The following is a 21,682-nucleotide window of genomic DNA, read 5'->3' as shown; positions in this document are numbered from 1 at the left end:
GTTCTCCGCGATGATCTCGCACGGGCAGCGGCGTAGGGCCGGCGCGCGTCCGAGCCGGCGACGCCACCACTACCGACGCGCTACTCCCGCACGCCGTCCTGGTGGGGGCCGAGCTGGCTGATCTCGTACCCGTCGGGGTAGCTCTTGGTCTTGATCCCATCGGCGAACAATGCGGTCGTCCGTGGTGCCCCGAACCACCGCTGCAACCGTGAGCGCAGCCGCAGGGCCAGGTGCAACCCCGCCCGGACCGGCCAGGCCGGCGTGTCGACCCGCGTTGCGCGCCGCAGCGGCGCGTCGTACAGGGCGCTGACCAGCGCGTTTCCCAGTGGAGCGAGCATCCGGGGGATCCGGGTGAGCATCAGCATGCGGGTGGCGCGTTCGATGGCCGCCGCGTCGTCGTTGGTTTGCAGGTGAGCTGCGTCGTACGCGTCGAACCAGGTCTCGAACTCGTCGTAGGACCCGGGGATGTCGGTGATGCCCATTCGTCGGCCGAGCTCCCGGTAGAACAGGTACGTGGCGTGACGTTCATGGCAGCAGGGTGGACGCCAGCCGTACTCCTGCAACCACCGGGTGGGGATCACGACCAGGCAGCCGAGGACGTAGCGGAAGTCGTCGTTGCTGATGTCGTACGGGCGGTGGATCTGGTTGACGCGCCGCAACGCCTCGCGGCCCCGGGGCTGGTCGAAGCCGTTGAGCACCATCTCGTACATCAGCAGTCCGGTGTCGTCGATCCGCTTCTGGGTGCGTTCGGTCAGCTCGCCCGTGGCGGTGTGCACCGTGGCGATCGCGGGGATGGAGAACGAACGGTTGAAGGCGAGGTTGAGCCCGAGCTTCATGTCCCACGGAAACTCGTAGCGCAGCATGGTCTGGTAGATGGCCAGGTAGTCGCGTTCCGGGTCGAGAGCACGGGTGCGGGTCAGGTTGTCGTAGCGGCCTCTCATCGGCGGACCTCCGGGCCCTGGCCACCCAACCAGGTGACGGTGGTCAGCCGGGCGCCGAGTAACCGGCGTGCCCGGGCGACCTGACGCGCGTTCGCGTTGACCAGCACGGGCTGCTCGGCGGCGCCGAGGATGGGCAGATCCGACAGCGAGTCGCTGTAGGCCACCCGCCACGGTGGCGTCACCCCCTGGCCGGCGAGCTGCGCCATCTTGGTCGCCCCGTGGTTGTGCACGATCAGCCTCGGCCCGCGAATGCGCGAGGCCACGAGCTCGACCCCGGCGAGGCCGATCGCGTCGAGCACCGCGCGCGCCAGGGTGTGCTCGCACGCGGTCACCACGATGACCCGGTCGCCGGCGGCGAGATGGGTACGGATCATCCGCAGACCGGGCGCGATGATCCGGCCTGGTTCCGCACCGAGGTCGGCGCCGAAGCGTGCCAACTCCGTCCGCAACTCCTCCGCGTTCCGGCCCAACAGGCCGATTCGGCTCACCGACCGCGCCGCCCATGGACGGAAGGCGGGAACGGTGGCGACGGGCGCGAGGAGGACGAGCGCGGCGGCGGCGAGCGGGAGCCGAGCACCCGCGAATGCAGTGCGTCGCAGGAACAGCCCGAATGCGTCCCCGCGCAGCAGTACACCGTCGAAGTCCACGATCACGGTGTCTGCGGTCGACGCCCTCATCGGTCTACCGACGGTGGTGCCACGGGCGGTTCGCCATGAGCCGAGTGTACGGGTGGCCGGGTGGGTCAGGTCGGCTCGGCTGTGCTCGGTAGCCGCGCCGACGAGGTCCTCCTGCTCCTCGCAGACCCGACGAGCGGCGCGGGGTTGGACGCGCTGCCGTCCCCGTTGGACTCGGTCGCGGACAGCCGGGCCGCGGCACGGTGGATCTGCGCGGCCTGCGCGAGCGGCTGGAGGCCGAGCCCTGGTACCACTTCGGCGGGTACGCCGGTGACGTCGACGGTCTGCCGCGTCATCGCCGGATCGCCGCGGAGATCACCTGCCGCCTGTCGACGGCCCCGCCGCAGGAGCGGGCCGCCCTCCGGGCAGGGCTCGCCACCGCGCGCCGCAACATCGCCCGGACCGACCCGTACCTGCGCTGGCTGCTCGCCACGGCGCACGCCTGGCAGGTCCGGGAGGCGTTGCGCCGGGCCCGCCGGCAGACCCTCCTGGCCGCCGCCCTGGTGGTGGTCGGGGCGGTGGTGTTCATCGCCGCGACCGCCGGATAGCGCGCCGCCTCGTCGGGCTACGACGGAAGCGGCGCGCCATACAGCAGTCGGTCAGTACGGATATCCGGGGACGTTGAGTCGCACGCTGTACAGCCCGGAGTCACCCCACCGGCCCGACGTGACGAAGAGGGTCTGCCGGTCGGGGCCGCCGAACGCCACATTGGTCGTGCCGGAGTTGCCGGACCGGATCGTGCCGAGCTGGGTGCCCGCCGGGGAGTAGACGTGGACCAGGGAATCCCCGCCCGAGGTCCAGTACACGTTGCCGGCGCAGTCGATCGTGCCGCCGTCCGGGCCGCCGATGTAGTTCACGAAGACGCTGCGAGCGCCGATGCTGCCATCGGGCTGGACCGCGTACTTGTAGATCTTGTTCTCGGAGTAGGCGCCCACGTACAGCGCGGTCCCGTCCGGCGAGAGCGAGATGCCGTTCGGTTGGCGCAACCGATCGTCGACCAGCGACACCTGCCCGTTGGAGACGCGGAAGACGCTGGTACGCCCGCTCATCTGGTCCGGGCGGTTGCCGCGCTGAAAGTTGGGGTCGGTGAAGTAGATGACACCGTCGGAACGGACCGCGACGTCGTTCGGCGAGTTGAACGCCCGGCCCTGGTAGTTCGGCGCGACAGTGCTGCGGGCCCGGTCGCTCAACCGGTACGCGGACACGCTCCGCTGGTCGTGAGTGGCCGCGACAAGCTGCTGACCGTCGGCGCTGAGTGCCAGGCCGTTGCTGCCGGCGTCGGCGATGAACGTGTCGAAGCTCGCCGGCGGGGTGAACCGGCGGATCGTCGACGGCTGGACGTTGTACGGCCCGGTGCCGGCGGTCATGTCCGACATCAGCAGGTAGCCGCCGTCGGCGACCCAGACCGGCCCTTCGAGGAACGTGAACCCGCCCTGGATACGCGGGGCCGTCACGGTGCTGGCCGGCAGCGGTGGACCGTAACTGGCCCCCGTCGGGCAGGCCCCGGGCGGTGCGCCGGGCGGACCGGCGAGCGCGGCGTGAGCGCTGACATGCGCAGCGTCGGTGGCAGCACCGGCGGGCAACGGGGTGGCGCTGACCGCGAGGCACAGGCCGGCCAGTGCGGCAATGGTGGGACGCCAGGTCATCGAATACTCCAATCGGCGTAGAGGGTTGCGATGGCCGGCGTGCGAGGTCGGTGGCTGGCACGGCGTGAGGGCGGGCCGTCGATGTGGATATTCGGGAGCCTAGGTTATGAACTCGCTACCCGCAGCAATCTTTCGCTGTTGATTCCGAGCGGTACGACGATCCCAAAAACAAAGACGCTGGTCAATGCCAAAACCGTCTCCGGAAATCTTTCCGGTACGACCACAGTGGACAAGTCAGTGGTGACCCGAGGCGTCGGCCGGAGGCAGGGAATAGGGTGGGGACATGAGTGGCCTGCTCAGTGGTGCGCGAACCGCGGTCAATCCTCTCCGCCAGCTCACGATCGACCAGCTCCGGCAGCGGACGAGCCTCAAGTGGCGGGAGTACCCCGACGACGTGCTGCCGCTCTGGGTCGCGGAGATGGACGTGCCCCTGGCCGAGCCGGTCGCGCGGGCGATCACCGATGCCGTCGCGCGCGGCGACACCGGCTACACCGCCGGAACGGCGTACCCGCAGGCAGTGTCCGAGTTCGCTGCGCGGCGGTGGGGTTGGGACGGGTTGGCCGTGGAGCGCACAGCGCTCGTGCCTGATGTCATGCACGGCGTCGTCGAGGCGCTGCGACTGGTCACCGAGCCGGGGGACGCGGTGGTCGTCAACTGCCCGGTCTACCCGCCGTTCTACGAGTCCGTGGCGCATGCCGAGCGCCGGATCATGGAGGCACCGCTCGGCGAGGACCTGCGGATCGACCTCGACGCGCTGGGGGACACGTTCCGGCGGGCTCGCGCCGGTGGCCGGCCGGCCGCGTACCTGCTCTGCAGCCCGCACAACCCGACCGGCGTCATGCACAGCGCGGCCGAGTTGACAGCCGTCGCCGAACTGGCCCAGCGGCACGGGGTGCGGGTGGTCGCCGACGAGATCCATGCTCCCGTGGTGGCTGGGGGAGCGCGGTTCGTGCCGTACCTCTCGGTGCCCGGCACGGAGAACGGCCTGTCGCTGATGTCCGCCTCCAAGGGGTGGAACCTTGCCGGCCTGCGCGGCGGGCTCCTGGCAGCCGGCCCGGCCGCGGCCGGGGACCTCGCCCGTGTCCCGTTCGGGGTCAGCGTCGGCACCAGCCACCTCGGCGTGATCGCCCACACCGCTGCCTTCCGCGACGGCGGCGAGTGGCTCGACGCCCTGTTGGCCGGCCTGGACGACAACCGTCGGCTCCTGACCGCGCTGCTCGCCGAGCACCTGCCGGCCGTCCGCTACCAGCCCGGTCAGGCCACCTATCTGGCCTGGCTGGACTGCCGCGCCCTGGGCCTCGGCGACGACCCGGCCAGCGTGTTCCTCGACCGTGGCCGGGTGGCGCTGAACTCCGGACTGGCGTTCGGCACCGGCGGTGTGGGGCACGTCCGATTGAACCTGGCCACCGCGCCGGAGCTCATCATCGAGGCGGTACACCGGATGACCAGCGCCGTCGGCTGAGGCCGTGGCGCGCGGCGGCCGGGCGGTAGGGCTTCCGAGCGTTCTTCGACGGGACGCAACCTGATGATGGTCCGGTCCCGTCGAGCTTGCGGAGGAGGGAGCCTCGATGGTGGATGCCGAGGGCGAGTTCGTGGAGTACGTCTCCGCGCGACTGCCGAGCCTGCATCGGACCGCGTTCCTGATGTGCGGCGACGCCCATCTGGCCGACGACGTGGTGCAGCAGACGGTCACGGCGCTCTACGTGAACTGGCGCCGGGTCAGCCGGGCCGACAACGTCGACGCGTACGTACATCGGATGCTGGTGCACAAGCTCGTCGATGAGAAGCGGTTGAGCTGGGCGAAGGTTCGCCTGCTGGGGTCGGTGCCGGAGCCGGAGCGCTCGCCGGTGACGCCACACGACGACCTGGCCGAGCGGGACAGCCTGCTCGCCGCGCTCGCCCGCCTCCCGCGCGGTCAGCGCACCGTGCTGGTCCTGCGCTTCCTGTGCGACCTGTCGCTGAGCGACACGGCCGCCGCGATGGGCTGCTCCGAAGGCAACGTGAAGTCGCAGACGGCTCGGGCCTTGGCGGCCGTCCGCCAGGTGCTCGACGTCACCGAGATGTCAGTGAGGAGCCCGAGATGACCACGGTGGACGATCAGCGGATCGCCGAGCTGCTGCGCTCGGTGCCGGTACCGGAGCCGCGGGTCGACCTGAGCCGGGCGGTCCGCGACGGTCGGCGGCGCCGCCAGCGTCGCCGAGCCGGCGGAATCGCCGCGCTGACGGTGCTGGCCGGGGTCGGTGTGGTGGGTGCCGTCCAGGTCGGCGGGACCACCAGCCCGCCAGTTCCCAACACGCCGGCGATCGCGGTGTCACCGGCGGTGACCGGGTCGGCCGCCCCGCGCCCGCCGGTCACCTGCCAGGCGTCGTGGTTGCCGCTGCCGGTCGGCGGTCCGGTCGCGGTGGCCAGCGGGGTCGATCCCACCGGACGGCACATCGTCGGCGACATCGGCACCGGGCGGGAGGACGGACGGGTCGTGCTGTGGACCGACGGCCGGCCGGTCGTCCTGCCGGCGACCGCGCGGCACGCGGCAGCGGTCAACACCCGTGGCTATGTGGTCGGCACCAACGGCGACGGCACCGGCTGGCTGTACCGGGACGGGAAGCTGCGTTTCCTGGCCACCCCGCCCGGCTACGACGCGGTGCTCGTGCACGCCGTCAACGGTCGGGGCGACATCGTCGGCACCGCCCGCAAATCCGACGACTCGCACCAGGCCGTGCTGTGGTCGACGGACCAACCCCAGAAGCACCGGCTGCTCGGCCAGCGGGGGTCGTCCGCGACCGGGATCACCGAGGACGGCACGATCGTCGGCACCGTCGGCGATCGGCCCTACCGGTGGACGCCGCGGGGCGTCGGGGCGGCGCTGGCAGTGCCCGACGGCTACCCGCGCGCGTCGGTCGACTCGGCGCAGGGCGAATGGGCGATCGGCACGGTTCCCGGCGGCCGACGGAGCGGCACCGTGCAGATGCTGCCGGTGCGGTGGAATCTCGCCACCGGGGCGGCGAGCCTGCTGCCCTTCCCGGGGACGAGCGGCATCGCCGGCAATGGTGATGTGCTGGTCGTCGACGGTGCGCCGCTGGTCGTGGCCCCGGACGGCACCTCCCGCCGGCTGCCGGGCCGACCCGAGGTTCGGGCGACCGAGGCGGGCACGTACACGGCCGAGGGAATCAGCGACGACGGTCTGACGGTGGTCGGGGCCGTCTACGAGAACCAGGCGTATCGGCCGCTGGTATGGCGGTGCACCCGGCAGTGACCGGTCACGTGATGGTGGACGGTCGCGGCGCCCAGGTGCCCGCGGCGCTGGCGATCAGGAGTATCACCGCTGGTAGGAACGCGACACCGATGCCCAGCCCGAGCAGCAGCCCCCAGCCGGTGAGGATGAGCGCGGCCACCACATCGGCGACCACTGTCAGTCGACCGATCCGCTGCGCGAGAACGGGCAGCAGTGCCGCGACAACGGGAACGCCGAGCAGATAGCTGGCCGCGGTGCCCGAGTCGTCCACGGTGAAGGGAGCCAGCATGGCGGCCACCAGCGCGGTGATCGCCAGGGCCGACCATCTGAGCACCGACCGGGTGTTGGCCGGCTTGCGGACCAGGACCACGAGACCGACGAGCAGGACACCCACGATTGCGCTGACGGCCGCCAGACCAGTCATCTCGTTCTCCTCGACCGCTGCGGGAGGAACTTCATCGAAGACGACGGATCGTCGCCTCCGTGTCCCACGATACGGCTGGTCGGGCCATCTGCACGAGGTCCCAGCCTCTTACTCGTTCCGGACGGTGCGGGGTCGGCGACGCCTGGTGGCACCGGTAACCGATGGGCTCGTTCGCTAGCCTCGGGCCGCCGTGCGGAGAATGCCGTTGAGGCCCTCCTCGAACAGCAGGTCGTCGTCCCATCGGGTGTCGTCGAGGTGGCCCGAGGCGTCGAGGGTCGGATAGGCGTTGGCGCTCGCCACGATATGGGCGCGGGCCGCGGCCCTGGTTTCAGGCTCCGTGGTCCGTCGCCAGGTGGCTTCGGTGAGCGAGGCGCCGATGACGTAGTTGGCCAGCAGGCGCGTCGCCACCGCGAGGTGCAGTCCGCTACAGCCGCCGCGTACCAGCGCCGATTGCAGAAACTCGGTGCGGGCCAGCACGTTCGGACCGAGCATGGGGCGGCCGACGAGCCCTGCGGCCCAGGGATGATCCAGCATGGCGCGACGCCAGGCGCGAGCGAGGACGCGGATGTCCTCCAGCCAGCTCTCGCTCGTGTCCGGAACGGGCACATCGCCGAAGATCCGGTCGACGGCCAGGTCCAGGACGTCGTCCTTCGTCCTCACGTGCCAGTACAACGCGGTCGCCGTGACGTCGAGCCGCTGCGCGAGACAGCGCATCGTCAGGCCCTCGGCGCTGAGCTCGTCCAGCACGATCACGGCAGCGTCCACGATGCGGTCGAGGGTCAAAGGTGGCTTCCGCCGCGCCCGCGACGGCGCCGCGCGCAGCCATACCGGCGGCGCGGCGTGATTGTCCGGTCGCGCCCTCGAGGGTGAGGTGGACATGCCGGGCTCGACGGGGGTCATGGAGGCATCTTAAACAGATGGACAGGCAATTTAACGACGGTAAGGTGATTGTCCGTACGGAAGTCGGGGTGACGGTTGGCGCAAGGAGGTCCCGGCATGCCTCTCCTGCGAATCCATCTCGACACCGACCGGACCACTGCCCGTCGCGTGCTGCAACTGCACCAGGAGGGCAGGATCCATCACGAGTCGCGGGAGGCCGCCCGGGAGCAGGCGTGGCGTCAGGGCCGCACCCCGGCCGGTGATCCGGTCTTCGTCGGCATCACCAACGGCCGTCGCGACGTGCAGTTGCTCTACGACGTCGAGGTCTACACCGACGCAACCCGTTGAGCAGGGGTCAGCCCGCGTCCAGTACCTCCCGCAGTCGCGCGGCGAACTCCTCGGGCTTGCCTGCGTAGCCGAACTCGCCGCCGAGGAACCCGCCGTGGTGGCTCGGGAACACCACGGCCTCCTGGCCGAGCAGCGCCGCGAGGCCCAGGGCGGTGCGAGCGGTGTACGTGCCGGCCGACTCCTCGCCGACCGCGACCACGATCCGGGTGGACGCGGCGTTGAGCACGCTCGCGTCGGGACGGTAGTCGGTGATCGCCCACGAGTTCTGCGACAGCAGCGGATCGTCGCGGCTGCCGTCGTCGTCGGCGGCCATGCCGAACATTGCCGGGTCGGGGGTGGGCTGGGCGAAGTAGGCATCGGTGAACTCGCCCTGCCAGGACGTCATGGCGATGAACGCGGCCATTCCCGCCCCCGAACCCTTCGCCTGGTACGCCTCATAGAAGCCGGCTCGGGCGCGCTCGGCTGCCGTGGCGTCGGGGAGCACGGCGTTGATCGGCGGTTCGTGCGCCACCAGGGTGGCGACGTCGTCGGGGTGGGTGGCGACCAGTTCGAGTGCGGTCACCGCGCCACCGCTGCTGGCGAAGACGTCGACCGGACCGACATCGAGCGCCTGAATGAGCGCGTGCAGGTCGGCGGCCTGCTGCTGCGGCGTGTGGTCGGACCGACCGTCCTTGCGGACGCTGCGGCCCAGACCACGCGGGTCGTAGGTGAGGACCGTGCGGTCCGTGAAGTGCGGGGCGAGCGCGGTGAAGCCTTCCGCCGCCATCGGCTGGCCGATCATGAGTAGCGCCCGATGGGCGCCAGTGGGAGGTAGCGGGCCGCGGACGTCGTAGACCAGGTCGACGCCGGGAATGGCCAGGGTGTGCGTCTGGATGTCCTGCATCCGATGAGACTACGGCCGGCTGACCTGTGTCAGGGTGCCGTGCGGGCGGCGAGCCATCGGTTCTTCGGGACGGCGCTCGTGCCCTGGCGGGGAGCAGGTCAGGTGCTACCGATCGGTGGCGCGGCGAATGGCCGCGGCCATCTGCGACGAGTCGTGCCCGGACTCGACTCCGTCGACGAGAATCACCTCGCCGGTGAGGTGCCTCGTCCGCAAAGGCTTGATCTCCTGATAATCGCTGGACTGGTACCAGGAGCGGGCCTGCTGCAGGTCGGGAAACTCAATGACGATCACGTCGCCGGGCCAGTCGCCCTCCAGGACGTCGATGGCACCGCCGTGGACGATGAACCGGCCCGCGAAAGGCGCGAGGGTGGCGTTGATTCGCTCCAGGTACGTCAGCACCTCGGCGTGGACGGGTGCCTTGCGGAGGTGTGCGAGCGCGTACGCGGTCATGTTTGTCCGTCCTTGGCGTCTGGTTTTCTGACGTGGGTCGCGGTGGTGGCCACCGCTTCACGGCACCGGATCGGTCGTTCCGGAAGCGATCTTTCCGGCGTCGTGGTGGGCTGTCGATTACCTCGCAGGTAATGGCCCGGCTGTCAGTGCGGAATTAGGGTCGGTGAGTGACGATCTCGACCCGGCACGGGCGCCCAGTGGGGGAGCTGCTGCGCGACTGGCGCCGGACTCGCGGAATGAGCCAGCTCGACCTGTCGATCGAGGCGGGAGTGTCGGCCCGGCACCTGAGCTTCGTCGAGACCGGCCGATCCCGGCCGAGCCCTGAGCTCCTCCTGCGGTTGGCCGAACACCTGGAGATGCCGCTGGCCGAGCGCAACACGATGCTGCTGGCCGGCGGCTACGCGCCTGCGTACCCCCGCCACGAACTGAGCGACCCCGAGCTGGCACCGGTACGGGCCGCCGTACGGCAGATCCTCGACGGTCACAGCCCGTACCCCGCGCTGCTCGTGGACCAGCACTGGCACCTCGTCGACGCCAACCCTGCCGTCGACCTGTTCACAATGGATGTGCAGCCCCACCTGCTCACCCCACCGATCAACGTGCTGCGCCTCGGCCTGCACCCCGACGGTCTGGCGCCGCGCATCGTCAACCTGCCCGAGTGGCGCGCCCACCTGCTGAAACGGCTGCACCAGCAGGCGGCGACAACCAACGACCCGATCCTGTACGACCTGCACGAGGAGCTTCGCGGCTATCCCGGTGGTGACGTCGACACGACACCGGCCAGCGATGCCCTTTCACGTGTTCTCGTCCCGCTGCGCTACCGGCACTGTGACCAGGAGCTGTCCTTCGTCAGCACCACTACCCTCTTCGGTACGCCGCGGGATGTGACAGTCGCCGGGTTGGCCGTCGAGGCGTTCTTTCCCGCTGACTCGGCGACCACGCAAGCCCTCCGAGCCCGTGCCGCGTCGTGACCCGGCCGCTGCCCGTCACCCGGGGGGAGCGGCCGGTGGCTGACGGAGCGCGTCGTCGATGATGCCCGGCATCCGCCGGGCCACTCCGGCGAGGAGATCCGCTACCTGCACGCGTGGATCGTCACGGGAGTCGACGACCACCAGCCCCGCCAGGGGCGACACGCCGTTCGGCAGTGCTCCAGCCCGGTTGACGCCGACCGCCGACGCGTCGCCGTCGGCCAACACGCGCTGGAGGCGGGTCAGCCGGTCGGCCGTCAGGGCGCTCTGCTCGTCGTGGGTCACCAGCACCTGCCGCTGGCCGCCGCTCCAGGACAGAACCGTCTCCGCCAGCGCCGGCAGCAGCGGTTCCAGCGGGGGAGGGAACGTGCGGTCGTCGACGTCGAGCCTGGCCACCACGGCCCGCACGTAACTCGGGCTGAGCCCGTCGAGGACGGCGTCGGCCACCGTGCCGAGGCCGTGTCGCCGCAGCGCGTCGCGGGCCTGGAAGAACCGCTGCACGGTCTGGTCGACCGGAAGTCGCCGCTTCATTCGGACCAGATCGACGAACGCCGACAGGAAGGCGCCCCAGTCGCCTCCCGCCGAACGTCCGGCCTCGTGCAGGGCGAGAGCCGCCGGATGGTGCTCGCGAGCCAGGCGGGTGCCCGCCGCGTACGACGGCTCGGCCAGCAGGAAGTCCACGATCCGGGTGACGAGGAAGAATTCCTTGTCGATGAGGTGAACGTGCGCGCGGCCGGCCAGCGCCGCCAGGAACCACTCCAGTGCCTCTTGCGCACCCGACCCGCGCAGGAACCGGCCGGACTTGAGCTCGTGCGGTGAGAACCGGAACCCGGACCGCAGGGCGGTGATGAGCGCGACCGCCTCGTCGACGGCCAGGTCGACGCTCGCATGCGTGATCACCGGAGCGGTCGAGTGCAGCAGGTTCGTTCCCGAGAATCCTGACTCGTCGCAGGCGATCTCCACGACGGCCCCGACCACCACCGCGCCGCCCGGCGGTAGTCCGCCCTGAAGAGGCGATCTCACCGCCGCCCTCCCGCCATGCCGCCCATGGTTACCCGTGGGCCGGCGGAGAACAACCGGATTGCGTACGGGAGTCGCAGTCCTGAGCCGCTTCGGGGCGCACTTCGGAGCTGGTGCGCGGCTGGCTCGGCTGCCCGCCTGCGTACATCTGATGTATGCCCATCGGGGTGGGTGATCGTCGGCGTGATTCTGGCGGATCGCAGTGCTGTGCCTTGTCGCTACGCCGCTGCTCATCCGCTCGTGCATGTTGCTGACCGGCGAGAGCGGCGCCGTGTCCACCCATCGATCGACCGTTGCCTATTCTGTGGCCCCGGAGTAACCTTCCCGAAACACATCAGATGTCTGGCTCGCCAAGGCCCGGCGTCGGCCTGCTCAGGCAGGGCCCGGTTGGCCACCAAGCGGATCCCCATGTCGAGTCCCATAGTTGTCACGCTTCGGGGTGGCCGGACTGGTCACCGTTTGGAGGATCGATGTCAGACCTGACCCGACGGCAGGCCCTCAAGATCGGCGCAGCCGGCGCGGGTGGTGCTCTCCTGCCGGTGCCCTGGACCGCCGTGGCACGAGCGGACTCGGTGGCGCCGCCGCAGGTGTTGGCCGCCGGGGACCTCGCCCTCTGGTACGACGAGGGAGCAGGGACCGACTGGCTGCGGGCGCTGCCGATCGGCAACGGCCGGCTCGGCGCCATGGTCTTCGGCAACGTCGACACCGAGCGACTTCAGCTCAATGAGGACACCGTCTGGGCCGGTGGGCCGCACGACCCCAGCAACCCCAGAGGCGCGGGAGCACTCGCGGAGATCCGGCGGCTGGTCAACGCGAACCAGTGGACCCAGGCCCAGGATCTGATCAACCAGACCATGATGGGCAACCCCGGCGGCCAGCTCGCCTACCAGACCGTCGGCAACCTGCGGCTCGCCTTCGGTTCCGCCAGCGGAGCGTCACAGTACGACCGGACGCTCGACCTCACCACCGCCACCGTGACGACGTCGTACGTGCTGAACGGCGTTCGTCACCAGCGGGAGGTGTTCGCCAGCGCGCCCGACCAGGTCATCGCGATCCGACTGACCGCCGACCGGACCGGCTCGATCAGCTTCACCGCCACCTTCGACAGCCCGCAGCGCACCACGGTGTCCAGCCCGGACGGCACCACGATCGGCCTCGACGGCGTCTCCGGAAACATGGAGGGCGTCACCGGCGCGGTCCGCTTCCTGGCCCTGGCCAACGCGACAGTCAGCGGCGGCAGCGTGTCCAGCTCCGGCGGCACCCTGCGGGTGACCAACGCCAACAGCGTGACCCTGCTGATCTCCATCGGCTCCAGCTACGTCAACTACCGCAACGTCGGCGGCGACTACCAGGGCATCGCCCGGCAGCGCCTCACCGGCGCGCGGGCCAGCAGCTACGACCAGCTGCGCAGCCGGCACGTGGCCGACTACCAGGCGCTGTTCGGCCGGGTCACTCTCGATCTGGGGCGCACGTCCGCGGCCGACCAGACGACGGATGTCCGGATCGCCCAGCACAACAGCGTCAACGACCCGCAGTTCTCCACGCTGCTGTTCCAGTACGGCCGCTACCTGCTGATCTCGTCGTCGCGGCCCGGCACCCAGCCGGCCAACCTCCAGGGCATCTGGAACGACTCGCTGGCCCCGGCGTGGGACTCGAAATACACGATCAACGCCAACCTGCCGATGAACTACTGGCCGGCCAACACCACCAACCTGGCCGAGTGCCACAACCCGGTCTTCGACATGGTCAGAGACCTCGCCGTCGCCGGAGCGCGGACCGCCCAGGTGCAGTACGGCGCCGCCAGTGGCTGGGTCACCCACCACAACACCGACGCGTGGCGGGCCACCGCGGTGGTGGACGGCGCGTTCTGGGGCATGTGGCAGACCGGCGGTGCCTGGCTGTCCACGTTGATCTGGGACCACTACCTGTTCAACGGCGACATCGAGTTCCTGCGGACGAACTACCCGGCCATGAAGGGCGCGGCGCAGTTCTTCCTCAACACTCTGGTGACCGAGCCGACCCTCGGTTACCTGGTGACCAACCCGTCGAACTCGCCGGAGCTGAGTCACCACGCGAACGCCAGCGTGTGCGCCGGCCCCACCATGGACAACCAGATCCTGCGGGACCTGTTCGACGCGTGCGCCCGGGCCAGCGAGATCCTCAACGTGGACAGCACCTTCCGGGCGCAGGTTCGCGCCACCCGGGACCGGCTCCCACCCATGAAGATCGGCTCGCGCGGCAACATCATGGAGTGGCTCTACGACTGGGTGGAGACCGAACCCAACCACCGGCACATCTCGCACCTGTACGGGCTGGCCCCCAGCAACCAGATCACCAAGCGCGGCACCCCGCAGCTGTTCGAGGCGGCCCGGCGGACCCTGGCGCTGCGCGGCGACGACGGCACAGGCTGGTCGTTGGCCTGGAAAATCAACTTCTGGGCTCGGATGGAGGAGGGCAAGCGGGCCCACGACCTGATCCGCTACCTTGCCACCACCGCGCGGCTCGCGCCCAACATGTTCGACCTGCACCCGCCGTTCCAGATCGACGGCAACTTCGGCGCCACCGCCGGCATCGCCGAGATGCTGTTGCAGAGCCACACCGGCGAGCTGCACGTCCTGCCCGCGCTGCCGCCGGCCTGGCCGAACGGGCGGGTGACCGGCCTGCGCGGTCGGGGTGGGCACACGGTCGGCATCACCTGGGCGAGCGGTCTGGCCACCGAGATCCTCATCCGACCGGACCGGGCCGGCACCGTCCGCCTGCGCTCCCGGATCCTGACCGGCACCGTCACGGTGGTCGACACCGCCGACGGTACGGCGGCCCGGACCACCCGGATCGAGTCCGACCTGATCGACGTCACAGTGCAGGCCGGACGCACCTACCGCGTCACCAGTTCCGGTGCCACCACGCCGACGCTGGAGCAGAGCTTCAGCAACGTCGGCATCACCAGCGACAGCAACACCAACGTCGGGAACTTCGACGGCGGCGGGGCCTCGCTCTCCGCGCAGGCGCTGGCGCAGGCCGGTGCCAGCCCGGGCGGCACGGTGAGCCGCAACGGGGTCAACTTCCGCTGGCCCAACGTCAGCTCCGGGGCCGCCGACAACGCCGTCGCCTCGGGCCAGACCATCGGCGTGACCGGCACCGGCAGCACGCTCGGTTTCCTGCTGACCGGCACCTACGGCGCGGTGTCGGGGACCGGGACTGTGGTCTACGCCGACGGCACCCGCCAGGCGTTCACGTTGAGCACGCCCGACTGGTACGGCGGGCCGCACTCCGGGGGCACCGCGGCCATCGTGTCCGCGTACCAGAACCGGCCCAACAACGGCCGCCAGGCCACCGCCGCCTGCATCTACTACGTGGGTGTCGCGTTGCAGAGCAAGGCGGTGGCCTCGGTCGTGCTGCCCAACATCAGCGCCCGGCCCGCCACGAACGTGCCGACCATGCACATCTTCGCCATCGCGATCGGGGGCTGACGGCAACGAATCCTGCTCGGGGGAGCACGACCGGGCCCGTCCCCACCAGGGACGGGCCCGGTCGCGGCTCCTCGCCCAACGAGGTGGGCCGTGCCGCGATGATCTCGGAGGTCCCGGTGTTCTGGGCGGCGACCGTGGTTCGAGGGTGGCCGGTGGTCGGGCTTGACGTCAGGTGGCGGGCAAGAGCGATCGCGGCGAGGAGCGCCAGGACCGCGCATACGCCCAGCCACCCGAAGTGGGCGTAGGCGCGGGCTCCGAGCCAGGAGCCGAGGCTGCCGCCGAGGTAGGCACAGGTCATGTAGGCGGTGTTGAGTCTGCTCCGGGCTTCCGGCCGCAGGGCGTAGATGCGTACCTGGTTGGCGACCATGCCGGACTGCATCCCGACGTCGAGCAGCAACGTGCCGAGCGCCAGTGCCGCGAGGCCTCCCGCCCCGCCGAGACTGGCGAACGCGAGGACGACGGCCGAGGCGATGACCCCGAGCAGGCAGGCCAGATTCACCGCGTCGCTGCCCCGACGGTCCACCTGCCGTCCGGCGACCGGGGTGCACAGCATTGTCGCCGCGTTGACAAGTGCGAGCGTTCCGACCGCCGGTGCGCCCAAGTCGTATGTGGGACCGGTGAGCAGCAGCGCGACGGCGGTCCAGACCGCGGAGAAACCGGCGAAGACCGTCGCCTGGTAGAAGCAGGAGCGGCGCAGGTCGGCCTCGGTGCGCAGCAGTCGCAGCGACTCGGCCAGCAGCGCTGGGTATCGGTGTCCGGACGGCGGTCGTGTTGTCGGCAGTACGCGGGCCATGACCACGGCGATGAACAGCACGGACGCCGCCGCCGTCAGGTAGGGGGCCCGCCATCCGAACCAGTCGCCGATGGTGCCCGCGACGGTGCGGGACAGCAGCATGCCAGCGATGGAGCCGCTCAGCAGGGTGCCGCTGACCACGCCGCGCTGGTCGTCGGCAACGAGTCCGGCTGCCATGGGGCCGATGATCGGCGCGACAACCGTCGTGACCCCGACGAGGGCGCTCGCGCCGACGAACGGCGGCAGCGCGGGTGCGGCGCTCGCGGCGAGCAGCCCCAGCCCGGTGAGGCCGAGCAGGGTGACGATCAGCGGGCGGTGCGGGAGCCGGTCGCCGAGCGGCACCAACAGGAAGATCCCGGCGGCATAGCCGAACTGCACCGCGGTCACCACCAGGGCGGCCGAGTCAGCGCTGACGTGCAGGCTGGCGGCGACCAGCGGGCTGATCGTCTGGGGGAAGTAGATGTTTCCGACGGCGACCCCGCAGGTGAGGGCGAGGAGCACCAGCAGCCTGCGACTCATGTGCGAACCGCCTGTGCGAAAGCGTCGGTCACGTCAGTCCACCGGCCCGCCGGCGACGTAGATGACCTGGCCGGAGACGAACCCGGCTTCGGGGCTGACCAGGTACGACGCGGTGTGCGCGATGTCCTCGGGCTCGCCGACCCGGCGCACCGGGATGGTCTGCGCCACGATCCGCTGGTGCTCCTCGAAGCTGCGGCCCCGCCGCTGAGCCCCGACCCTGGTCATGTCACTGACCACGAAGCCTGGCCCGATGGCGTTCGCCGTCACGCCGTGCTGCCCGAGCCGCAGCGCGAGCGATTTGGTGAAGCCGATCAGACCGGCCTTCGCGGCGGCGTAGTCAACGCGGCCGGAATCGCCGAGCGCGGAAATGCTCGACATGTTGACGATCCGTCCCCAGCCGGCCGCCATCATGTAGGGGGTCACGGCCCGGGTGAGGAAGAACGTTCCGCGCAGGCTGACCCCGGTGACCGCGTCCCACTGCTGGGTGCTCGTCTCCTCGACGCCGGCGTTGGGGCCGCCGATGCCGGCGTTGTTGATCAGCACCGTCGGTGATCCCAACTCGGCCGCGATCCGAGTGACAGCGGCGGTCACGGCCGACTCGTCGTTGACGTCGGCGGCGAACGCCGCCGCTGTTCCGCCGTCGCGCGTGATGGCATCCACGGTGCCGGCGCAGTCTTCCTCGACCAGGTCGACCACGGCGACCGCGAGGCCATCGCGCGCCAAACGCCTGGACACCCCGGCGCCGATGCCCCGTGCCGCGCCCGTGACGATCGCCGTACGCCGAATGACCTGCTCTGTCATGTTGATCTGTGTCATGCCGGATAGTCCACGGCACGGTGGCGGCGACGCCAAGCGATGTAGCCTGCAGCTTAATGATCAGCTTCATGCTCAGCGTCGAGGACCTCGCGGACACCCGCTTCGCGATCTCACCGATCTACCAGACCGTGCTCAGCCTGCGGGTATTGCGCGAGCCCGGCTTGTATGCGCTGCACCTGCCGTGGCGCAGGTCGGTTCTCGGCAGACTCGATAAGCCCGGTGCCGACCTGCTGATGTCCCTGGTCGGACCGGATCGCGCCGTTGCGGATTTCCTGACGCCCCGGCCGACGGAGTTCGCCGTAACCTTCGAAGAAGAGTTGGCCGCAGTACGCCGGACGCCTCCGGATGTCGTTCGCCGCGACGTGTTGGCCGTGTACGTACGTGGCCGGCTTCCGGACATCTTGCAGGAGATCGCCGCGGACGACGATGCTCCTGTCCTCGCACTCCGCGATGCCATCTGCGACCACCTCCAGCGTTACTGGGAGATCGCGATCAAGCCGACCTGGCCGCAGATGCGACTGGTCCTGGAAGCAGACATGACCTACCGCGCCAGACAACTGGCCGTCGGAGGCGCGCGCCTGCTCTTCGCCGACATGCACCCGAATCTGCGCTGGCAGGACGGCGTCCTGCACATCGACAAGATGATCGGCAGGCACCATGTCGCGGCAGCCGGCCGAGGACTTCTGCTGGTGCCGTCCGTGTTCTCCTACAAGCCCGCCCCGCCAGTCAGCCCGCAGGAACCGCCAGTGCTGGCATACCCCTGCCGTGGAGTAGCAACGCTCTGGGCGCCGACACCGACCGCCGACGCGGCCGCCGTCACATCGCTCCTCGGCGCGCCCAGAGCGCGACTGCTCCACCTCCTTGCCGAACCGCTACCGACCGTGGAGATCGCCCGCCGGCTCACCGTCACACCCAGCGCCGTGTCACAACACCTGAAGGTCCTCCACGGGACAGGCCTGATCACTCGCGCCCGCGACGGACGGCACGTGCTGTACCGGCGCAGCCCTCTTGGTGACCAGGTGGTCGGCCAGGCGGCGGAGCAGTGATCCCGGTGGACCGAGACGCTGTCCCTCGGTGATCATGCCCGCCAGCCACATGCTGCCACGACCCCAGCCCCGTCTTGAGTTAGGACTTACTCGTCTAGGGGATGCGCTCGCCGCGGCTCTCGATCCGGAAGTAGTCGAAGGCGACGTCGAGGTCGGTGGAGGTGCCGGCCCGGTTGAAGGCCAGCAGCCCGGCCTTCGTCGCCTCGACGTTGAGCGTCGTGGAGCCGATGTAGCGGTAGACGCTCCCGTCGGTGGAGTAGTAGGCGCGGTAGCTGTCCCCGATCTTGGTCAGTCGCAGCCAGATGGCGCCGACGGCCCCGACGATGCGCTGGGCGTCGGCTCCGGTGATCTCCAGGGTGGACGCCGTGCCGTTCTGTTCGCGCAGGAAGACGATCCGGGTCTTGTTGACGGCGGCGGTCGCGTTGCCCATCTCCCAGACGAGCTTCACGTAGTTGTTGTCGTCCGCGTACCCGAGCACACCGCCCTGCTCGTTGTTGGCGGCGAGTGGGCGGGAGAAGACGATCCTGGACTCGGCCGTCCAGTCGCCGTCGACGTCCTGCAGGGCCAGGTTCCTCGCGGTGTTGGCGTTGCCCTGGAGGTCGCCCTGCTGCGCGGTGATGACCAGGGACCCGTCGGCCAGACGCCGGCTGCTCTCGTCCGGCCGGACCCACTGCCACTGCGGGCCGAGCTGAGCCGAGTCGAACTCGTCGCTGCCGGTGATGGTGGTGTTCAAATCCACCGTGTAGACCGATGAGGCTCCGCCGTTGGTGACGGTGACCCGGGCCTGCCCGGTGGGGCTGGTCGCCTGCTCGACCGCGACCGTGGCGGTGGGGTCGGCGGCGCTGGCGGTGACCGTCGGCACTGTCGTGGTGCCGGCCGGCGTGAGGGCGTTGTAGCGCAGCAACGTCGGCGCGAAGGACGCCAGACGCTTGCCGTCGACACGCAGGGCGGTCAGCGTCGTGTCGGGCACCAGGTTGAAGACGTAGTTCTTCACCAGGGGGCCGAAGAAGCTCTCCGTCGTGACCTTGACGACCGCCTGACCAGGTACGTCGGCCGCCTGGGAGATGATCTCGTAGCGGGCCTTCCGGTCGGCCGTCCGCACCTTCGTGATGGTCGGCGAGGCCCCGGCCGGCACCGGGATGGTGTACGAGGTGTCCGACAGGTTGAAGCCGCCGAATCTCTTCCCGTTCACCACGATCGTCGCCGACAGCGGTGCGTCGTCGACCGGGATGTCCCGCCCGGTGAACTCCTTCCAGTAGTTCACCGAGGTGTCCCGCCAGTCGGCGGCGTCCGCCTCGTGCACCGCCAGCTTGGCGCGTACCTCGGCGAACCGGCGCGCGTCGATGTCGGGTTGCAGAGCGTCCCAGGTCTCCCGCATCCAGGTCACGTACTGCACGCCCATCTGGTAGCGGTAGACCAACTCGTCCCAGAACGTCCGGCCGCTGTCCATCCGATGGCCCCACGGCACGTGGTGGAACCACATCAGCAGGTTCTCCGGGACCGAGTTGATGTTCCCGTAGCGCTGCTGCAACCGGGGAAAGTACTGCGCGGCCAGGTTGCTGCCGGTGGGGGAGCGGTCGAAGCCCAGACCGACGCTGTCGGCCTTGTTGTAGTAGATCGGGCTCCAGTCGTCGCGGCCCGCCCAGTCGGCGGGGTCGGGGCGGTAGTGGACGCCCTCGGCGAACTGGTGGCCGATGCCCAGCGGCGTCTGGTAGCTGACCAGCGACTCCCACGAGCCCATCATCATCCGGTGGATGGTGTCGACGACGCGTCGGTCGTTGCTCCAGGTCATCCGCGTCCAGTCGGTAGCGATGTCCGTCGAGTCGAGCGTCCAGTCCCACGCCTGACGACCGAAGGCGAACAGGTTCGCCTGGGCGAAGTGGTGCCCGGTGAGGTTGTCCGCGTTGCCGAGGTTGGCGACACCCACGATGGCGGTGTCCGGGTGGTGCTGGGCGGTCCCGTCGACGATGTTGCCGACCAGGCGCTTCTTGAGCAGCTTCCCGTTCGCGTCGGTCGCGTACGTGTCGGTCTTGAGGATCTCCTCGTACATCGGGCCGAGGTAGGCCAGCATCCAGTTCTGGCCGGTGTACTCCTGGGTGATCTGGAGTTCCAGGGCCTGGTTGGTGTTCTCCATCCGGCCGAACATCGGGTGGATGGGCTCCCGGGCCTGGAAGTCCAGTGGCCCGTTCTTGGTCTGGAGGAACACGTTGTCGGCGAAGCGTCCCCGGCTGCCGTCCGGCTGGACCTCGTCGTCGATCGGCCCGAACTCCAGGTAGGCCCGCTTGAGCCGGTCGTTGTCGACCTCGGCGTTGTAGACGAACGTCCGCCAGTGCACTGTCATCCCGAGCGGCGCCACCGCGGCGGCGATGGCGTTGGCGCCGTCACCGTGGTCGTACCCGAAGTCCTGTGGCCCCGGCTGGCCCTCGGAGTTGGCCTTGACGGTGAGGCCCATGAAGTCCGGGATCGCGGCCTGGATCTGCTGGGCCCGGCGGTGCCACCAGCCCCGGAAATCCGCGCCGTACGGATCGAGTTGGCTGTTGGTCAGCGTGTCCGGCGCGAACCGGCTGTCGGTGGGCGCGGTGTAGCGGATCGACAGGCCCAGCCTGATGCCGTACGGACGCAGCGCGTCGGCCAGGGCGGCCTCCTGCGCGATGCGGGTGCTCGTCAGGTACGCGTTGTCGGCGTTGACGTTGTTGATGGTGATGCCGTTGATACCCAGCGACGCCAACGCGCGTGCCATGACGAGGTAGCGGTCGAGAATGACGGGCAGATTCCGGCCGGCGCTGGCGCCGGTGGCTGCGAAGTTGAAGATCGCCCCGCTCTCCCCGTTCAGCCCGCCGATTCCGGAGGCGTTGTTGCCCGCGTAGAGACGCTCGGTCTCCCAGTTGTTCAGCAAACGATGCTTGATCTTCGGTGACTCCGCGACGCGGAGGTGGTCGATGGGTTTCTGGGTCTGTAGCAGCCGCAGGAAGGCGAAGGTGCCGTACAGCGCGCCGAGGTCGGTGTTGCCGGCGATGACGGTGAAGCGTGCCCTGCCCTTCGACACCGACCGGACGAGGTAGCCCTCGTCGCCCACTTTGGCCAGGTCGCGGGTGGCGATGGTGCGGCCCACCAGCGGCGAACTCGTCGGCGTGCCCACCACGACCGCGCCGTCGGGGACCGTGCCGCCGTCGACGGTCGCCACGGGTGTCGGTTGGCCGAGCAGCCCGCCCAGACCGCGGACCAGTTCGTCCCGGGCGGCACCCAGCGTGGTCTCGACGAGCTTCTCGCGTGAATCGGGGGCCATGGCGAGGTCCGTCGTGTGCCGGTGGACCTTCGTGGCGTCGGCGTTCTCGACCACGATCGCCGTGGCCGCGCGGCGGTAGTCACGCAGCAGCTTCGCGTCGTCGACCGGTACGTATCGCAGCCACAGGTCGGAGCCGTTGTAGTCGTCCGGCGACGGGGCCGCGGCGACCGGCGTGGTGGTGGCGACAGTGAGGGTGGCCGCGACGGTGGCCAGTGCCGTGCCCAGCACGATGAGGGTTCGCCGTAGCCGGGGCACCGAAGCTCGGTTCATCGCCATCTCCTCGTTCG

Annotated in this window: 19 protein-coding genes; 8 read left to right on the top strand and 11 right to left on the bottom strand. The window is 70.0% G+C overall.

The window, feature by feature from the left end:
• Positions 1–80 precede the first annotated feature (80 nt).
• Both FB453_RS15580 and FB453_RS15575 read right to left on the bottom strand, forming a co-directional pair.
• Entirely contained in the window at positions 81–941 is an 861-nt protein-coding gene (locus FB453_RS15580) for an oxygenase MpaB family protein (RefSeq protein WP_145790906.1), read from the bottom strand.
• Positions 938–1,618 carry a haloacid dehalogenase-like hydrolase gene (locus tag FB453_RS15575; RefSeq protein WP_145790904.1) on the bottom strand — a complete coding sequence of 227 codons (681 nt, stop codon included), beginning with the start codon at positions 1,616–1,618 and terminating at the stop codon, positions 938–940. The genes FB453_RS15580 and FB453_RS15575 overlap by 4 nt, the downstream gene beginning before the upstream one ends.
• A 200-nt stretch (positions 1,619–1,818) precedes the next feature.
• Between FB453_RS15575 and FB453_RS15570 the strand changes: the two genes are divergently transcribed.
• Positions 1,819–2,163: a hypothetical protein gene (locus FB453_RS15570; protein ID WP_145790902.1), complete on the top strand. Its 345-nt coding sequence runs from the start codon at positions 1,819–1,821 to the stop codon at positions 2,161–2,163.
• A 51-nt stretch (positions 2,164–2,214) separates the two neighbouring features.
• On the opposite strand, the gene FB453_RS15565 is transcribed toward FB453_RS15570, so the two are convergent.
• The gene (locus tag FB453_RS15565; RefSeq protein ID WP_145790899.1) at positions 2,215–3,261 is read right to left on the bottom strand and encodes an SMP-30/gluconolactonase/LRE family protein; all 1,047 of its coding nucleotides are present in this window, start codon (positions 3,259–3,261) and stop codon (positions 2,215–2,217) included.
• Positions 3,262–3,544: 283 nt separating this feature from the next.
• On the opposite strand from FB453_RS15565, the gene FB453_RS15560 reads away from it, so the two are divergent.
• The 3 genes from FB453_RS15560 (at position 3,545) to FB453_RS15550 (ending at position 6,514) form a co-directional block, all read left to right on the top strand.
• Complete coding sequence (locus tag FB453_RS15560) at positions 3,545–4,723, top strand: aminotransferase class I/II-fold pyridoxal phosphate-dependent enzyme (RefSeq protein WP_145790897.1); 1,179 nt, start codon at positions 3,545–3,547, stop codon at positions 4,721–4,723.
• A 106-nt stretch (positions 4,724–4,829) separates the two neighbouring features.
• Positions 4,830–5,345, top strand: a complete 516-nt coding sequence (locus FB453_RS15555) for a SigE family RNA polymerase sigma factor (RefSeq protein WP_091407022.1) — start codon at positions 4,830–4,832, stop codon at positions 5,343–5,345.
• Positions 5,342–6,514 carry a hypothetical protein gene (locus FB453_RS15550; protein WP_145790895.1) on the top strand — a complete coding sequence of 391 codons (1,173 nt, stop codon included), beginning with the start codon at positions 5,342–5,344 and terminating at the stop codon, positions 6,512–6,514. Before FB453_RS15555 ends, FB453_RS15550 begins: the two co-directional genes overlap by 4 nt.
• 4 nt (positions 6,515–6,518) lie before the next feature.
• Here the strand turns inward: FB453_RS15550 and FB453_RS15545 are convergent, their stop codons facing one another.
• Complete coding sequence (locus tag FB453_RS15545; RefSeq protein ID WP_145790893.1) at positions 6,519–6,917, bottom strand: hypothetical protein; 399 nt, start codon at positions 6,915–6,917, stop codon at positions 6,519–6,521.
• A gap of 174 nt (positions 6,918–7,091) precedes the next feature.
• Complete coding sequence (locus FB453_RS15540; protein ID WP_486480280.1) at positions 7,092–7,817, bottom strand: TetR/AcrR family transcriptional regulator C-terminal domain-containing protein; 726 nt, start codon at positions 7,815–7,817, stop codon at positions 7,092–7,094.
• 96 nt (positions 7,818–7,913) lie between these two features.
• Between FB453_RS15540 and FB453_RS15535 the strand changes: the two genes are divergently transcribed.
• Positions 7,914–8,144 (top strand): hypothetical protein, encoded by a 231-nt coding sequence (locus FB453_RS15535; protein WP_112584423.1) that lies wholly within the window; start codon positions 7,914–7,916, stop codon positions 8,142–8,144.
• A 7-nt stretch (positions 8,145–8,151) separates the two neighbouring features.
• Here FB453_RS15535 and FB453_RS15530 read toward each other — a convergent pair whose 3' ends face one another.
• Positions 8,152–9,027 carry an alpha/beta fold hydrolase gene (locus FB453_RS15530; protein ID WP_222431354.1) on the bottom strand — a complete coding sequence of 292 codons (876 nt, stop codon included), beginning with the start codon at positions 9,025–9,027 and terminating at the stop codon, positions 8,152–8,154.
• Between the two features lie 105 nt (positions 9,028–9,132).
• Positions 9,133–9,477 (bottom strand): DUF1330 domain-containing protein, encoded by a 345-nt coding sequence (locus FB453_RS15525; protein ID WP_145790891.1) that lies wholly within the window; start codon positions 9,475–9,477, stop codon positions 9,133–9,135.
• Positions 9,478–9,644: 167 nt separating this feature from the next.
• Between FB453_RS15525 and FB453_RS15520 the strand changes: the two genes are divergently transcribed.
• Positions 9,645–10,448 carry a helix-turn-helix transcriptional regulator gene (locus tag FB453_RS15520; RefSeq protein ID WP_145790889.1) on the top strand — a complete coding sequence of 268 codons (804 nt, stop codon included), beginning with the start codon at positions 9,645–9,647 and terminating at the stop codon, positions 10,446–10,448.
• Between the two features lie 15 nt (positions 10,449–10,463).
• Here FB453_RS15520 and FB453_RS15515 read toward each other — a convergent pair whose 3' ends face one another.
• Positions 10,464–11,468 carry a hypothetical protein gene (locus FB453_RS15515; protein ID WP_145790887.1) on the bottom strand — a complete coding sequence of 335 codons (1,005 nt, stop codon included), beginning with the start codon at positions 11,466–11,468 and terminating at the stop codon, positions 10,464–10,466.
• Between the two features lie 467 nt (positions 11,469–11,935).
• Here FB453_RS15515 and FB453_RS15510 point away from each other — a divergent pair, with 467 nt between their 5' ends.
• Positions 11,936–14,935 carry a glycoside hydrolase family 95 protein gene (locus tag FB453_RS15510; protein ID WP_145790885.1) on the top strand — a complete coding sequence of 1,000 codons (3,000 nt, stop codon included), beginning with the start codon at positions 11,936–11,938 and terminating at the stop codon, positions 14,933–14,935.
• On the opposite strand, the gene FB453_RS15505 is transcribed toward FB453_RS15510, so the two are convergent.
• Both FB453_RS15505 and FB453_RS15500 read right to left on the bottom strand, forming a co-directional pair.
• Positions 14,871–16,247: an MFS transporter gene (locus tag FB453_RS15505; protein ID WP_486480279.1), complete on the bottom strand. Its 1,377-nt coding sequence runs from the start codon at positions 16,245–16,247 to the stop codon at positions 14,871–14,873. The genes FB453_RS15510 and FB453_RS15505 overlap by 65 nt on opposite strands.
• Positions 16,248–16,280: 33 nt before the next feature.
• Positions 16,281–17,063, bottom strand: coding sequence for an SDR family oxidoreductase (locus FB453_RS15500; RefSeq protein WP_145790883.1), 783 nt, complete (start codon positions 17,061–17,063; stop codon positions 16,281–16,283).
• A gap of 68 nt (positions 17,064–17,131) precedes the next feature.
• On the opposite strand from FB453_RS15500, the gene FB453_RS15495 reads away from it, so the two are divergent.
• Positions 17,132–18,109 carry an ArsR/SmtB family transcription factor gene (locus FB453_RS15495; protein WP_486480278.1) on the top strand — a complete coding sequence of 326 codons (978 nt, stop codon included), beginning with the start codon at positions 17,132–17,134 and terminating at the stop codon, positions 18,107–18,109.
• A gap of 94 nt (positions 18,110–18,203) precedes the next feature.
• Here the strand turns inward: FB453_RS15495 and FB453_RS15490 are convergent, their stop codons facing one another.
• Complete coding sequence (locus FB453_RS15490; protein ID WP_145790881.1) at positions 18,204–21,665, bottom strand: alpha-glucuronidase family glycosyl hydrolase; 3,462 nt, start codon at positions 21,663–21,665, stop codon at positions 18,204–18,206.
• Between the last annotated feature and the right edge of the window lie 17 nt (positions 21,666–21,682).

Source organism: Micromonospora sp. CNZ322, from assembly GCF_007827755.1.
Note: the sequence above shows the minus strand (reverse complement) of the source record. Positions and strands in the feature narration are given on the sequence as shown.

Excerpts from the sequence above, each read along its gene's own strand:
- FB453_RS15580 (WP_145790906.1), bottom strand. The coding sequence starts at position 941 with ATGAGAGGCCGCTACGACAACCTGACCCGCACCCGTGCTCTCGACCCG.
- FB453_RS15575 (WP_145790904.1), bottom strand. The coding sequence starts at position 1,618 with ATGAGGGCGTCGACCGCAGACACCGTGATCGTGGACTTCGACGGTGTA.
- FB453_RS15565 (WP_145790899.1), bottom strand. The coding sequence starts at position 3,261 with ATGACCTGGCGTCCCACCATTGCCGCACTGGCCGGCCTGTGCCTCGCG.
- FB453_RS15560 (WP_145790897.1), top strand. The coding sequence starts at position 3,545 with ATGAGTGGCCTGCTCAGTGGTGCGCGAACCGCGGTCAATCCTCTCCGC.
- FB453_RS15555 (WP_091407022.1), top strand. The coding sequence starts at position 4,830 with ATGGTGGATGCCGAGGGCGAGTTCGTGGAGTACGTCTCCGCGCGACTG.
- FB453_RS15550 (WP_145790895.1), top strand. The coding sequence starts at position 5,342 with ATGACCACGGTGGACGATCAGCGGATCGCCGAGCTGCTGCGCTCGGTG.
- FB453_RS15545 (WP_145790893.1), bottom strand. The coding sequence starts at position 6,917 with ATGACTGGTCTGGCGGCCGTCAGCGCAATCGTGGGTGTCCTGCTCGTC.
- FB453_RS15540 (WP_486480280.1), bottom strand. The coding sequence starts at position 7,817 with ATGACCCCCGTCGAGCCCGGCATGTCCACCTCACCCTCGAGGGCGCGA.
- FB453_RS15535 (WP_112584423.1), top strand. The coding sequence starts at position 7,914 with ATGCCTCTCCTGCGAATCCATCTCGACACCGACCGGACCACTGCCCGT.
- FB453_RS15530 (WP_222431354.1), bottom strand. The coding sequence starts at position 9,027 with ATGCAGGACATCCAGACGCACACCCTGGCCATTCCCGGCGTCGACCTG.
- FB453_RS15525 (WP_145790891.1), bottom strand. The coding sequence starts at position 9,477 with ATGACCGCGTACGCGCTCGCACACCTCCGCAAGGCACCCGTCCACGCC.
- FB453_RS15510 (WP_145790885.1), top strand. The coding sequence starts at position 11,936 with ATGTCAGACCTGACCCGACGGCAGGCCCTCAAGATCGGCGCAGCCGGC.
- FB453_RS15505 (WP_486480279.1), bottom strand. The coding sequence starts at position 16,247 with ATGAGTCGCAGGCTGCTGGTGCTCCTCGCCCTCACCTGCGGGGTCGCC.
- FB453_RS15500 (WP_145790883.1), bottom strand. The coding sequence starts at position 17,063 with ATGACACAGATCAACATGACAGAGCAGGTCATTCGGCGTACGGCGATC.
- FB453_RS15495 (WP_486480278.1), top strand. The coding sequence starts at position 17,132 with ATGCTCAGCGTCGAGGACCTCGCGGACACCCGCTTCGCGATCTCACCG.
- FB453_RS15490 (WP_145790881.1), bottom strand. The coding sequence starts at position 21,665 with ATGAACCGAGCTTCGGTGCCCCGGCTACGGCGAACCCTCATCGTGCTG.